This is a genomic window from Sphingopyxis sp., from assembly GCF_025869345.1.
GTDB lineage: Bacteria > Pseudomonadota > Alphaproteobacteria > Sphingomonadales > Sphingomonadaceae > Sphingopyxis.
In genome coordinates, this window is the sequence record NZ_JAOZVW010000039.1 from 1 (window position 1) to 13229 (window position 13229).

Genomic DNA, 13229 nt, shown 5'->3' on the forward strand with positions numbered 1-13229 from the left:
AATCCAGAGTGGCGTAAACCGCCCTGGATTGCTTCGCTTCGCTCGCAATGACGATTCCGGTTGGCATCGTTCGGCTTCGGGATGCGCCCCGGCGCATTCACGCCACCGCATCCTCCGGCAGCAGATCGCGGCATCCGGTGAAGATCGCGCCCAGCCGTTCGCGAATCTTCCCCCACACTTGCCGTTCGCCAGTCGCATCCGCGGGCACCGTCCCGGCGATCACGTCGATCGCGGCATCGACCAGCCCCTGATACCAGCCGAGCGGCACCTCGAGGGTGAAATGATGGTGCGGCACCGAATTTTCGAGCAAGATTTCGATCTCGGCCGGGCGTTCGAGACAATACATCAGGCAATAGAGGCAATTCTCGATCATCTCGCCTTCGAGCGCGGCGGTCTTGCCGAGGCCGTGATGCTCGAAACTCGCCGCGGCGCTCGGATGCCGCGCATAATATAGCTTCATCACATGCGGCGTGACGTCGCCCAGCACCTCCGCCGCGCGCGTCAGACTCGCTTCGAGCAGCGCGAGCTTTTCGGCACGATCCATCATCCGCTCTCCCTTCGCGGAAAAGAGTATTTCATATACTCCTTTTAGGGCAAGCGATTTTGAGGAGGGGTTACAGCCGCGCCGAAAGCTGCGCGAGCATCGCCTGCACCGGGGTCGCCGCGCCGGGCGCGTCCCAGCCGGCCTCGATCGTCGCGATGCGTTCGAACAATCGCTCGCTCGCCGCGACGATGCGGCGAAGCGGCTCGTCGAACCGCGCGCATATGTCCCAGTCGGCAACCACCGGCGCGCCGATGCGCGCCGCGCTGTCGTTCGGGCCGGCGCCGGGATCGCCCGCGATCATCGCGCGGCGGTGGAGCAGCCAGGCGATGACGTGCATCAGCCGCGTCGTCGTCTTGAGCGATTCGCAGGCGAGCCCGATCCGCAGCAGGCCGTCGTCCTCCGCGCGGCCGAGGTCGCGCTGCGCGGCAAAGGCGGCGTGCGCCTCGTCGGCGAGCAGCATCGCATCGACATAGAGATTTTCGACCTGCGCGCGCTGCACCGGAAGGCCGGTTGCGCTCGCATCTGTCCGTCCCGTCACCATGATGCAGGGGATGGCATGGCGCGGGCAGGGCCCGCAACGGCGCTAACCATGAAATTCGCAGGCGTCCCGTTTTGAATCAGGTGGCAGGAAGGACAAGGCGGCTTCGTATTATCCCACTCCGTCATTGCGAGCGAAGCGAAGCAATCCAGAGCGGTTTACGCTCTCTGGATTGCTTCGCTTCGCTCGCAATGACGATATATGCGCGATATGCGCGCGCCGTCCGGCCTTCACGCGATGATATCGGGAAGAAGCTGATCCTCGCACCAGCTGATTTCGTCGCGCAGGCGGAGCTTGCGCTTCTTCATGCGCGCGAGCTGGAGCTGGTCGGGAACCGCCGCCTCGCCGAGCGCGATGATCGCGGCGTCGAGGTCGCGATGCTCGAGGCGAAGCAGTTCCAGGCGCTGGGTGATGTCCTCGGGGTTCACGCCCCGCCTCCTGCCACGATCGCGGCCCATCCGCAACGGGCTGTCCTTGGGGGGGACCGACTGGCCGAATCGCGACGACAAGGACCGCGATTCGTGATTTACTCGGCCCCGCCAACACGAGTCGAAAAGGAGAATGGCCCATGAGCTTGTCGCACCTTTCCGCCCTGAAGTCCCGCCACGCGGACCTCGACGCGAAAATTGCGAATGAAGAGCGCCGACCGAGCCCCGATACGGCATTATTGGCGCAGATGAAGAAACAGAAGCTGAGGCTGAAGGAAGAAATGGCCGCGACCGCCTGACCGTCGCCTGACCGCTACCGCCCCGCTGACGCCTTCCCTCTACGGAACGCCTCAGCGCCGGCGGTAGGAAGGTCGATTGAGCGCCGAGATATGCGGCGGCACTTCCATCTTTTGAATCACCTGACGGCGCACCGCCTGCGGATCGACGGCACGGTCGAAGGCGATGCCGAACTTGCCCTCCCCGACCCAGACGACACGGCCCGGCACAAAACCGACATTGCGCAATTCGACCTCGACCGCCGCGCCCTCTGCGACGCCGCGCACCGGCGCTTCGGCCAGCATGCCGCCCGCTGACAGATTGCGCACGCGCACGACGAGCGGCGCGGGCTGGCCCGGCAGCACCAGATTGGCCTGCATGAACAGGCTGTCCCGATCGGCGCCGCGCGACAGCGCCGCCACTTCTTCATCGACCGAAAGCGATTCCCGCGATTCCATTGCGACCTCTTCCCCGCGCTGAATGTCAGGCGGCGAGTCTAGATCGCAGCAATTGCGGAAACGTAAATAGGCCGGGACTTGTCCCGGGGCGGATCAATCCTCGCGCGAGATGCGCTCGTTGCGCTCATGGCGCTCCTGCGCCTCGAGCGTCATCGTCGCGATCGGGCGCGCCTGAAGCCGGGCGAGCGAGATGGGTTCGCCGGTGACGGCGCAATAGCCATATTCGCCCTCGTCGATCCGCCGCATCGCGGAATCGATCTTCGCGATCAGCTTGCGCTGGCGGTCGCGGGTGCGAAGCTCGATCGCCCAGTCGGTCTCGCTCGACGCGCGGTCGGCGAGGTCGGGCTCGCGCAGCGGGCCGTCCTGCAGATGCGCGAGCGTCGATTCGGCTTCGGTGAGGATCGATTTCTTCCACGCGAGCAGCAGGTTGCGGAAATAGTCCTGCTGCCGCTCGTTCATAAACTCTTCGTCGTCGCTGGGGACATAGTCCGAATCGAGATTGGACTTGGCTTCCAGGAGCGCGTCGGCGCCAACATCGGCGATCTGGGTTGGCATAAAGGGCTTCTCGCGTCCTTTCCTGTCTCCTCAGCCGCCCGGGACGGACGGCCAGGGGAATGCGCCGCGCCTATAACCACCCCCAAGGGACGACACAAGCACCGAAGCCTCGACTAGCGACGAAGCGCTGAAGCCAGGGTGAACCGGGCCGGCATTCGCGACCTCCCGTCTTTCGACAAATTAACCGATGGGACCGAATCGAAGGGATTTCCGTTCTGATTTGGGACAGTTATGTGTATTTTCCTTGATTCCGGGGGCGGTTTCCCGCTCACGGACAGGTAAACGCAGTTAACGCCATGGACGCGTTCACAAAGCTTTGTCCTTTTGGCTTTAGCGGGAGGTGCAACAGGAAACTCCTGTCGCGCCTGCAACGGGAAAGAGAGAACGGGAATATGTCTGTCCGAATGGCCCTCGCCAAGCTTTGTGCCTGCACCTGCGGCGGCGCCCTCATCGGGGGCGGCGCGATGCAGATCGCCGACGTGCCGAAGGCGCGGGCATCGACCGTGCAGTCCTGCACGCCTTGCGGCGCGAAGAAGGTGGTGCGCAAGCGGCACGCCGCGCGCAAGCCGGTGAAGCGGGTCCGCCGCGTCGTCACGACGAAGCGGATCATCCGCACCGTCACCCCGCAGCAGCAGGTCGTGACGCAGACGATCCCCCTGCCCCCGATTCCCTACGCCCCCTTCCCGCAGCGGAGCTGGGAAGGCGGCGGCAGCAGCGGCAGCGGCGTCACCGTGATCGGCGGCGGCTTCGGCGGGGGATTCGGCGGCGGCTTTTTCGGGGGGTTCTTCGGCGGCAGCTCGGGCGGCAGCAGCGGCAGCATCGTCGTCACCTCGACCACCACCGGCGGCGTGTCGACCTCGACCAGCTCGACCTCGGGCGGCGTGTCGACCTCGACGGGCAGCGTTTCCACCTCGACCGGGGGCGTTTCGACCTCGACGGGCGGTGTCAGCACCTCGACCGGCGGCGTAAGCACGTCTTCGGGCAACGTCTCGACCTCGTCGGGCAACGTCAGCACGTCGTCGGGCAATGTGTCGACCTCGACCGGGGGCGTCAGCACCTCGTCGTCGAGCAGCAGCTCGTCGTCGAGTTCGTCCTCCTCCTCTTCCTCCTCGTCGTCGAGCTCGTCCTCGTCGGGCGGCGGCAGTTCGCACGGCCACGGCAGTTCGGGCTGGGGCAGCTCATCGAAGGGCAGCTCGGGCTGGGGGAGCTCGTCGCATGGCGGCAGTTCATCCCACGGCGGCAGCTCGTCCTCCTCGTCGAGCAGCAGCTCCTCTTCGTCGTCGAGCAGTTCGTCGAGCAGCGGCGCCACCTCGTCGGGCGCGACCGGCGGCAGCAGCAGCTTCGGCAGCACAAGCAGCTCTTCGTCGTCGAGCAGCTCGTCCTCGTCGAGTTCGTCTTCCTCTTCGTCGTCCAGCTCGGGCGGCAGCACCAGCAGCGGTTCGTCGGGCGATCCGACCCCGGTGCCGGCGCCGCCGATGATGCTGTTGTTCGGGGCCGCCGCCGCCGCGCTCGTCGCGCGCCGCCGCGCCGCGAACCGCAACGACGACGACGCGGACGCAGCATAGATCCACTGGCGGTTGCGGGCGACCGAAGCCCGCGCCACCCGACTGAGGGCCGTCCCGCGGGGCGGCCCTCTCTTCATGCTCGGCACGATATAGTTTGCCAATCGGCAAACTATTATCTATGGTTCACCATATGGCGAACCAACAAACCGCTCTCGACACCGTCTTTCACGCACTCGCCGACCCGACGCGGCGCGCGGTGATCGGCCGCCTGCTGCAAGGCGCGGCGCCGGTGACGCGGCTCGCCGAACCGTTCACCATGGGGCTCCCCGCCTTTCTCAAGCATCTCGCAGTGCTCGAAACATCGGGGCTGATCCGGTCGGAGAAGCGGGGCCGCGTGCGGACCTGCCGAATCGATGCCGATCGGCTCGCCGCCGCCGAAGGCTGGCTCGCCGAACAGCGCGCCATCTGGCAGGGCCGCACCGACCGCCTCGCCGCTTTCGTCGAATCGCAGAATTCACAGGAGAAAGCATCGTGACGAACGACACCGAACTGACCATCTCACGCCTGATCAAGGCGCCGCCATCGGCAGTATGGGACGCGTGGAGCGACCCGGCCAAGCTCGCCTCATGGTGGATTCCTGCCCCGATTCTGTGCCGCGTCGATACGCTCGACCTCCGCCCCGGCGGCGGCTTCGTGACCCGGATGCGCGAAGGCGACGGCGACTGGCAACCGCATGTCGACGGCTGCTTCCTCGAAGTCCTTCCCGAACAGCGGCTCGTCTTCACCACCGTGATGACCGAAGGCTGGCAGCCCGCCGAGCCGTGGCTCGCGATCACCGCGATCCTGACCTTCGCGGCGCAGGACGGCGGCACCCTCTATTCGGCGCGCGTGCTCCACAAGAGCCCCGAGGACAGCCGCAAGCATGAGGAAATGGGCTTTCAGGACGGCTGGGGCACGACGCTGGGGCAATTGGCGGAGATGCTGGAGAAATAGCCCTCTCCCCTTCAGGGGAGAGGTTAGCGCAGCTCGCTCCGGCGGGAGCTAGCGAAGCTTGGAGAGGGGAAACGCTCCCTCTCCAATTCCGGCTAGGCAGCAAGCTGCCAAGCCTCCATATCCTCTCCCCTGAAGGGGAGAGGGAAACACCCTTGCACCGCCCGCGCTGCCCCGCCATAGCGCGCCCATGCACGATATCCGCCTGATCCGGGAGAATCCCGCCGCGTTCGACGCCGGCCTCGCGCGGCGCGGCCTCGAACCCCTGTCCGCCGAAATCCTCGGCCTCGACGCGTCGCTGCGCGCCTTGCAAACCGACATCCAGGCCGCGCTCGCGCGCCGCAACGAAGCGTCGAAGGCGATCGGCCAGGCGATGGCCACGGGCGACAAGGAGAAGGCCGAGGCGCTGAAGGCCGAGGTCGCCGCCCTCAAGGCCACCCTCCCCGCGAAGGAAGAGACCGAGCGCGAACAGCTGGCCGCGCTGCACGACAGGCTGGCCGCGCTGCCGAACATTCCCGCCGCCGACGTGCCGGACGGTGCGGACGAGGCGGACAACGTCGAGATCGCGCGCTGGGGCACGCCGCGAACCTTCGACTTCACGCCGCAGGAACATGCCGATTTCGCGCCCGCATTGGGGCTCGATTTCGAGACCGCAGCGAAGATGTCGGGCGCGCGCTTCGCTTTCCTGCGCGGCCAGATGGCGCGGCTCGAACGCGCGCTCGGCCAGTTCATGCTCGACAGGCAGACCGGCGAGCCCGGCTATGTCGAATGCGCGACGCCGCTGATGGTGCGCGACGAGGCCGCGTTCGGCACGACCCAGCTCCCCAAGTTCCGCGAGGATCTGTTCCAGACCACCGACGGCCGCTGGCTGATCTCGACCTCCGAGATGAGCCTGACCAACGCGGTGCGCGAGGAGATTTTGCCCGAGGCCGAGCTGCCGATTCGCATGACCGCGCTCACCCCCTGCTTCCGCTCTGAGGCTGGCGCGGCGGGGCGCGACACGCGCGGTTATATCCGCCAGCACCAGTTCTGGAAGGTCGAGCTCGTCTCGATCGTCCGGCCTGAGGACAGCGACGCCGAACTCGAACGCAAGACAAGGGCGGCCGAGAAGATATTGGAAGAATTGGAGCTTCCTTATCGCAAGATGCTGCTGTGCAGCGGCGACATGGGCTTTTCGGCGCGCAAGACCTATGACCTCGAAGTCTGGTTGCCCGGCCAGGGCGCCTATCGCGAGATTTCGAGCTGCTCGAACTGCGGCGACTTTCAGGCGCGGCGCATGAACACCCGCTTCCGCCGCGAGGACGCGCCCGCCGAGGGCTCGACGGGCTCCGGCCAGAAAAAGGGAGGCAACGAATTCGTCCACACGCTCAACGGCTCGGGACTAGCGGTGGGCCGCACGCTGGTGGCGATCCTGGAGAATTATCAGCAGGCCGACGGCAGCGTCGATATTCCGGCGGCGCTGCTGCCCTATATGGGCGGAATCACGAAGCTGACGCCCGCCACCTGACCATCCCGTCACCCCGGACTTGATCCGGGGTCCCGCTTTTCCGGCGTCGCTTAGCGGGACCCCGGATCAAGTCCGGGGTGACGAAGAAGGAAGATATAAATCATGCGCATCCTCCTCACCAACGACGACGGCTATCACGCCCCCGGCATGGCCGTCCTCGAAGCGATCGCGCGCGAGCTTTCGGACGACATCTGGGTCTGCGCGCCGTCGGAGGAACAGTCGGGCGCCGGCCACTCGCTCACCTTGTCGCGCCCGGTGCGCATCCGCCAGCATGGCGAGCGGCGCTGGTCGTGCACCGGCACCCCGACCGATTCGGTGATGATGGCGGTCGGCAAGCTGATGCCCGAGGCGCCCGACCTGATCCTGTCGGGGGTCAATCGCGGCGCCAATCTGGGCGACGACATCACCTATTCGGGCACGGTGTCGGCGGCGATCGAGGGCGCGCTCGCGGGCATCCGCTCGATCGCGCTCTCCCAGGTCTATGCGCGCGAAGGCATGGGCGACAGCGTGCCGTTCGAGGCGGCCGAGGCGTGGGGCGCAAAGGTGCTGCGCCCGCTGCTCGCGCTCGACATGCCGCCGCGCACGCTGATCAACGTCAATTTCCCCGCGATCCCCGCCGCCCAGGTCAAGGGCATCCGCGTCACGCGGCAAGGCTTTCACGACTACGGCCGTGGCTCGATCGTCGAGGGCACCGATCCGCGCGGCTATCCCTATTACTGGTTCGGCCTGCACGGCATCGAGCACAGCCTGGGGCACGACAGCGACCTCGAGGCGATCGACGATCAGCATATCTCGGTCACCCCGCTCCAGCTCGACCTGACCCACGACGCCTCGCTGGCGACGCTGCGCGGGGTCTATGCGGCGGAGTTTGCGGGCTAGCCTTCGTTGCAAGCCTTTGGCACAAGGGCCGCAATGAGCCGGCGGCCCAATCCGAAGCTGAAACTGCAACAGGGTTTCCAGACGCTGCGCCGCGCGGCCAAATGGCCGGTCTGGGCGGACCTCGGCGCGCGGCTCGGTCTCGCCTTCGCGCTGATCGCGATCGTCATCCTCGTCCACTGGATCGACCGCGCGGGGCTGCACGACAGCCACGACGGGCAGATCAGCTTTCTCGACGTCGTCTATTTCACGATGATCTCTGTCACGACGACGGGCTTCGGCGACATCGCCCCGGTATCCGACCGCTCGCGGCTGATCGAGGCAGTGATCGTGACGCCGATCCGCATCGCGATCCTCTTCATCTTCCTCGGCACCGCCTATAGTTTCGTCATCAAGCGCACATGGGATAAATGGCGTATGGCCCGCATTCAGGCAAAACTCACCGACCATATCGTCGTCCTCGGCTTCGGCGTCAGCGGCAGCGAGGCGGTCAAGGAACTGATCGCGCGCGGCACCGACCCCGCGTGCATCGTCGTGATCGATCCCTCGCGCGGCCGCGTCAACGCCGCAGAGGCGATGGGCTGCAACGTGATGGAAGGCGACGCGTCGAGCGACGAGACGCTGCTCGACGTGCGGATCGCCGAGGCGCAGTCGGTGCTGGTGTCGGCGGGGCGCGACGACACCTCGATCCTGATCGTGCTGACCGTCCGCCACCTCGCGCCCGAGGTTCCGATCAGCGTCGTCATCCGCACCCAGGACAATGAACTGCTGGCACGGCAGGCGGGGGCGAGCAACGTCATCAATCCGGTCAGCTTCACCGGCCTGCTCCTCGCGGGATCGGCGCAGGGCGAGCATATGGCCGATTATATGGCCGACCTCGCCGGGACCGGCGGGCGCGTGCAGCTTCGCGAGCGGCCGATCAGTTCCGAGGAGATCGGGCGCGGCCTCGACCAGCTCGCGAGCGGCGGCCGCGGCCTGCGCGTCTATCGCAGCGGCAAGCCCTATGGCTTCTGGGAGCCGGAGGCGCAGCGACTCGAAGCCGGCGACACGATCCTGGAAGTCGTCAATTGCGAGGATTGCGAGGCGAAGCCTAGCCCCGCCAGTAAATCCACCCCGCCCAAAGCCAGCCGATGATCAGCAAAGTCCCGCCGATCGGCGTCACCGCGCCGAGCCATTTCGGCGCGCCGAGCGCCATCGCATAGAGAGTCGCGGCAAAGATCGCCGCTCCGACCAGCAAGGTGATCGCCGGCCCCCGCGCGCTCCCCATGATCGCGAGCGCCGCGACCGCATGGACAAGCTGATATAGGCCACCCGTGCGCAGCCATTCGGCCTGCTGCGGCCCCGCCGCGCCGTGCGCGCCGAATGCTCCCGCCGCCACCGCGATCGCCGCCGAAATCGCCGCCAGCACCCCGATCATCCGCGCATCCTCCCAATCCGCTTGCAAAGCCGCGCAAGCGCGCCGAGCTATAGGACCGAGAGAGGGAGAAAGCGATGCCCCGCGACATTCCGCTGCCCCGCGGCCTGAAACCGCCGAGCCGGCTCGCGACGCTCGGCGAGCTGGCGCTGCCGCTCGACATGCTGCGCTATGGCCTCGGCGGCTGGCAGCTGATCGGCGCGCCGCGCGGCGACGGGCGGCCGGTCGTGCTGCTCCCCGGCTATGGCGCGAGCGAAGTGTCGATGCGCCCGCTCGAAGCGTGGCTCCGTCACCTCGGCTACCATGTCCGCGACTGGGGCCTCGGCCGCAATCAGGGCCGCGTCGCCGCCGACGTCCGGCGCTTCGCCGCGCAGGCGGCCGCGTGGGCCGACGGCGCGCCGCTGACGCTGATCGGCTGGAGCCTCGGCGGGGTGATCGCGCGCGAAACGGCGCGCGAATATCCGCATCTGGTGCGCGAGATCGTCACCATGGGCACGCCGATCATCGGCGGCCCCAAATATACCGCGCTCGCCGAACGCTTCGCGGGGCGCGATTTCGACGCCTATGAGCGCGAGATCCACGCGCGCAACCTTCGGGGGCTGACCCAGCCGCTGACGGTGATCTATTCGGATCGCGACGGCATCGTCGGGCCCGACATCGCAGTCGACATCTATAATCCGCAGGCTCGGAATCTGAAGGTCGATGCGACGCATCTGGGGCTGGGCATCAGTCCGCGTGTCTGGCGGATCATCGCCGATACGCTGGCGGGGAAAATGGACTGAGCGTGTCCCCGCGAAGGCGGGGGCCGAGGGGAGCGTAGGGCAACGTCGATGTTATGACGCTCTGGGTCCCCGCCTTCGCGGGGACACCGTTTTGGACAAATGGTGACAAGCCGCACAAAATAAGCTAACGGCGCCGCCGATCATGACAGTCAAAACCCTCCCCTCCCAGCCGAAGGTCGGCATGGTGTCGCTCGGCTGCCCGAAGGCGCTCGTCGACAGCGAACGGATTCTCACCAAGCTCCGCGCCGACGGCTATGGCCTGTCGCCCGATTACGCCGGCGCCGACGTGGTGCTCGTCAACACCTGCGGCTTCCTCGATTCGGCGAAGGAGGAAAGCCTCGACGCAATCGGCGAGGCGATGGCCGAGAACGGCCGCGTCATCGTCACCGGCTGCATGGGCAGCGAGGCCGACGTCATCCGCGCGCGCTTTCCGAAGGTGCTCGCGGTCACCGGCGCGCATCAATATGAGCAGGTCGTCGATGCCGTCCACGACGCCGCGCCGCCGACGCAGGGACCGTTCGTCGATCTCGTCCCCGAAGGCGGACTGAAACTGACGCCGCGCCATTACAGCTATCTGAAGATCAGCGAAGGCTGCAACCATAGCTGTTCCTTCTGCATCATCCCCGACCTGCGCGGAAAGCTGGTCAGCCGCCGCATCGACGCGGTGCTGCGCGAGGCGGAAAAGCTCGTCGCGGCGGGGACGAAGGAATTGCTCGTCATCAGCCAGGATACGTCGGCCTATGGCGTCGACATCCGCCACGACCCGCGGACATGGAAAGGCCGCGAGGTGCGCGCGCACATGACCGATCTTGCGCGCGAGCTCGGCCAGCTTCGCACGAGCGAGGGCTGCGCGCCGTGGGTGCGCCTCCATTACGTCTACCCCTATCCGCACGTCGATGCGGTGATCCCGCTGATGGCCGAGGGGTTGCTGACGCCGTATCTGGACATCCCCTTCCAGCACGCGAGCCCGAACGTCCTCAAGCGGATGAAGCGCCCCGCGAACGAAGCGAAGGTGCTCGAACGGCTGAAGGCGTGGCGCGCGATCGCTCCCGACATCGCGATCCGGTCGAGCTTCGTCGTCGGCTTCCCCGGCGAGACCGAAGAGGATTTCCAATATCTGCTCGACTGGCTCGACGAAGCGCAGCTCGACCGCGTCGGCGCCTTCCGCTTCGAGCCGGTCGCGGGCGCGCAGGCGAATGCCCTGCCCGACCCCGTGCCCGAAGCGGTCAAGGAAGAGCGCTATCAGCGGATCATGGCCAAGACCGCCGCGATCAGCGCCGCCAAGCTGGAGGCCAGGATCGGCCGCACGCTCCCCGTCATCATCGACGAGGTCGGCGAGGCCGACGAAGAGGGCAGCATCGGCGCCACCGGCCGCAGCCAGGCCGACGCGCCCGAGATCGACGGTCACGTCTACCTCCGCGACGTCGCGGCGACGCTGAAGCCCGGCGATATCGTCGATGTCGTCGTCGAGGACGCCGACGAGCATGACCTGTTCGGAGTGGTCAGCGCCTGACACCGTCTCCAATCAAAAAGCCGACGCGCCCCCGCGAAGGCGGGGGCCCATCTCCGATCGATGCTATCTGGAACCGGCGGGAGATGGGTCCCCGCCTTCGCGGGGACACGGTAATTTTATAAATTGGCGCGGCTCCGCGCCGCATCATTTCCGCTTTCACGCTGTCCGTGAAGCCTATAGGCTCCGATACCGGTCGGAGCCGTCAGGGGCGGAATCATGCATACAATCAAAGGATTGGCTGCCGCGCTTTTGCTGACGGCGCTGCTGTCCGGCTGCGATCCCGCCAAGGGCGGTGCCAAGGCTCCGCCCCATGCGACCGATACGGCGCCAACGCCCAGCCAGACATCGCTGATCGCGGTGCCGATCGACGCGAACATCGCGTCGCTGGGGCAGGAACTCGAACGCGCGGTGCCGCGGACATTGTGGTCGATCGACCAGCGCGAGAAGGCGTGCGTGCCGCCGCAGCGCGTCAAGGTCTTCGGGCGCAAGGTCAAGGTCACTCCCGCCATCCCCTGCACGATCGTCGGACAGGTCACGCGCGGCGCGCTGCGGCTGCGCGGCGAAGGCAATGAGATCGTCGTCGACGTGCCGCTGAACGCGACGGTCGCGGCGCGCGACGTCGGCGGGGTGCTGAAGGGCGAGACCGCGACCGGATCGGCGCTCGCCCACGCACGCATCCGCATCGACCTGACCTCCGACTGGCAGATGCAGGGCAAGGCGCGGATCCGCTATGGCTGGACCAGGGCGCCGGGGATCGATTTCCTCGGCAAGCGGATCACCTTCACCGATCAGGCCGACGCCAAGCTCGCCCCCGTCGTTCGCGACGTCGAGCGCGAAGTGAATCGCGAGATCGCGAAGATCGACATTCGCTCGCAGGCCGCCGACATCTGGCGGCAGAGCTTCACCGCGCTCGAACTCAACCGCGAGAATCCGCCGGTCTGGATGCGCGTGACGCCGCAGCGCATCCTCTATGGCGGCTTCCGGCTCGACGGGCTGCGGCTGAAGCTCAACCTCGGCATCGAAGGCGTGACCGAAACCTTCGTCTCGGCGCGCCCCGACGACCCGAAGCCGACACCGCTGCCGAAGCTGGTGCGCGAGACGCCGCGCCCGCGCCTCGACATCCGCGTTCCGGTGATCGCCGACTATGCGCAGCTCCAGCCGGTGATCGACCGCGCGCTGGCGAAGCGCGCGACGCGGCCCTTCGTGCTGCCGAAGCTGGGGCCGATGATGGTCCAATTCGGCAAGTCGACCGTCTATGGCGCGCCGGGCGGCCGGATCGCGGTGGGCACCGACGTCGAGGCGCGGCTGGAGGCCCGGACCGGAAAGCCGACGCGCGGGCGCATCTGGATGACCGCGGTGCCGGCGAACGCGCCGGGATCGGCGCAGCTCCGCTTCACCGATCTCGTCGTCAACGGCGATACCGACGGCGTCGGCGGCGACCTGCTGATCCTGATCGGCCGCAGTCCGGATTTCGCGCCGCTGATCGCGGACGCGCTCACCCAGAATTTCACCCGCGATCTCGAAGAGCTAGAAGGCAAGATACGGCGCGCGGTCGATCAGCGGCGCGAAGGCGCTTTCGTGATCCGCACCCGCATCGACGGCTTCGAGACGGGCGAGATCAAGGCCTATGGCAACGGGCTCTATCTGCCGGTGCGGATGACCGGCGGCGCCAGCGTCGCCTATCGCCCGGCGAGTTGATACCCTTATCCCCCGCTTCCCCGAGCGAAGCCGAGGGGCATGGCCGAGCGAAGTCGAGGCTGCGACGGTGCGGGTTCTCGCTTCGCTCGAACGGGCCCCTCGGCTTCGCTCGGGGAAGCGGGTGTGATTTAAGATAAGAAGGACA

At 67.0% G+C, this 13229-nt stretch carries 17 protein-coding genes; 9 read left to right on the forward strand and 8 right to left on the reverse strand.

Annotated elements, in window-relative coordinates; all coding sequences use genetic code 11:
- Window positions 1–97: 97 nt before the first annotated feature.
- The 3 genes from OJI97_RS04680 to OJI97_RS04690 form a co-directional block, all read right to left on the reverse strand.
- Window positions 98–544, reverse strand: coding sequence for a hypothetical protein (locus OJI97_RS04680; protein WP_297661600.1), 447 nt, complete (start codon window positions 542–544; stop codon window positions 98–100).
- Between the two features lie 70 nt (window positions 545–614).
- Window positions 615–1085, reverse strand: coding sequence for a DUF1465 family protein (locus OJI97_RS04685; protein WP_297661601.1), 471 nt, complete (start codon window positions 1083–1085; stop codon window positions 615–617).
- 227 nt (window positions 1086–1312) lie between these two features.
- Complete coding sequence (locus tag OJI97_RS04690) at window positions 1313–1510, reverse strand: DUF465 domain-containing protein (RefSeq protein ID WP_297661602.1); 198 nt, start codon at window positions 1508–1510, stop codon at window positions 1313–1315.
- 140 nt (window positions 1511–1650) lie between these two features.
- On the opposite strand from OJI97_RS04690, the gene OJI97_RS04695 reads away from it, so the two are divergent.
- Window positions 1651–1809, forward strand: a complete 159-nt coding sequence (locus tag OJI97_RS04695; protein ID WP_105998073.1) for a YdcH family protein — start codon at window positions 1651–1653, stop codon at window positions 1807–1809.
- A 51-nt stretch (window positions 1810–1860) separates the two neighbouring features.
- Here the strand turns inward: OJI97_RS04695 and OJI97_RS04700 are convergent, their stop codons facing one another.
- From OJI97_RS04700 to OJI97_RS04715, 4 genes are all read right to left on the reverse strand, one after another.
- Window positions 1861–2244 carry a PilZ domain-containing protein gene (locus OJI97_RS04700; RefSeq protein WP_297661604.1) on the reverse strand — a complete coding sequence of 128 codons (384 nt, stop codon included), beginning with the start codon at window positions 2242–2244 and terminating at the stop codon, window positions 1861–1863.
- A 93-nt stretch (window positions 2245–2337) separates the two neighbouring features.
- Complete coding sequence (dksA, locus tag OJI97_RS04705; RefSeq protein WP_297661606.1) at window positions 2338–2799, reverse strand: RNA polymerase-binding protein DksA; 462 nt, start codon at window positions 2797–2799, stop codon at window positions 2338–2340.
- Between the two features lie 268 nt (window positions 2800–3067).
- The gene (locus OJI97_RS04710; protein WP_297661608.1) at window positions 3068–3409 is read right to left on the reverse strand and encodes a hypothetical protein; all 342 of its coding nucleotides are present in this window, start codon (window positions 3407–3409) and stop codon (window positions 3068–3070) included.
- A gap of 60 nt (window positions 3410–3469) precedes the next feature.
- On the reverse strand, window positions 3470–4402 hold the full coding sequence (locus tag OJI97_RS04715) for a hypothetical protein (RefSeq protein ID WP_297661610.1): 933 nt from the start codon (window positions 4400–4402) through the stop codon (window positions 3470–3472).
- A gap of 92 nt (window positions 4403–4494) precedes the next feature.
- Here OJI97_RS04715 and OJI97_RS04720 point away from each other — a divergent pair, with 92 nt between their 5' ends.
- The 5 genes from OJI97_RS04720 (at window position 4495) to OJI97_RS04740 (ending at window position 8811) form a co-directional block, all read left to right on the forward strand.
- The gene (locus tag OJI97_RS04720) at window positions 4495–4839 is read left to right on the forward strand and encodes a helix-turn-helix transcriptional regulator (protein ID WP_297661612.1); all 345 of its coding nucleotides are present in this window, start codon (window positions 4495–4497) and stop codon (window positions 4837–4839) included.
- On the forward strand, window positions 4836–5297 hold the full coding sequence (locus OJI97_RS04725) for an SRPBCC domain-containing protein (RefSeq protein WP_297661614.1): 462 nt from the start codon (window positions 4836–4838) through the stop codon (window positions 5295–5297). Before OJI97_RS04720 ends, OJI97_RS04725 begins: the two co-directional genes overlap by 4 nt.
- A 187-nt stretch (window positions 5298–5484) precedes the next feature.
- Window positions 5485–6801: a serine--tRNA ligase gene (serS, locus tag OJI97_RS04730; RefSeq protein WP_297661617.1), complete on the forward strand. Its 1317-nt coding sequence runs from the start codon at window positions 5485–5487 to the stop codon at window positions 6799–6801.
- A 102-nt stretch (window positions 6802–6903) separates the two neighbouring features.
- Window positions 6904–7680, forward strand: a complete 777-nt coding sequence (gene surE / locus OJI97_RS04735) for a 5'/3'-nucleotidase SurE (RefSeq protein ID WP_297661619.1) — start codon at window positions 6904–6906, stop codon at window positions 7678–7680.
- A 33-nt stretch (window positions 7681–7713) separates the two neighbouring features.
- Complete coding sequence (locus OJI97_RS04740; RefSeq protein WP_297661621.1) at window positions 7714–8811, forward strand: TrkA family potassium uptake protein; 1098 nt, start codon at window positions 7714–7716, stop codon at window positions 8809–8811.
- Here the strand turns inward: OJI97_RS04740 and OJI97_RS04745 are convergent.
- A complete protein-coding gene (locus OJI97_RS04745; RefSeq protein WP_257548838.1) occupies window positions 8768–9094 on the reverse strand; it encodes a DUF423 domain-containing protein in 327 nt (108 codons plus the stop codon). The two genes, OJI97_RS04740 and OJI97_RS04745, sit on opposite strands and share 44 nt — an antisense overlap.
- 74 nt (window positions 9095–9168) lie before the next feature.
- Here OJI97_RS04745 and OJI97_RS04750 point away from each other — a divergent pair, with 74 nt between their 5' ends.
- The 3 genes from OJI97_RS04750 (at window position 9169) to OJI97_RS04760 (ending at window position 13084) form a co-directional block, all read left to right on the forward strand.
- A complete protein-coding gene (locus OJI97_RS04750; protein ID WP_297661623.1) occupies window positions 9169–9873 on the forward strand; it encodes an alpha/beta hydrolase in 705 nt (234 codons plus the stop codon).
- A 142-nt stretch (window positions 9874–10015) separates the two neighbouring features.
- A complete protein-coding gene (gene rimO, locus OJI97_RS04755) occupies window positions 10016–11386 on the forward strand; it encodes a 30S ribosomal protein S12 methylthiotransferase RimO (RefSeq protein ID WP_297661625.1) in 1371 nt (456 codons plus the stop codon).
- A gap of 216 nt (window positions 11387–11602) precedes the next feature.
- A complete protein-coding gene (locus OJI97_RS04760; protein ID WP_297661627.1) occupies window positions 11603–13084 on the forward strand; it encodes a DUF4403 family protein in 1482 nt (493 codons plus the stop codon).
- The last annotated feature ends 145 nt before the right edge of the window (window positions 13085–13229 follow it).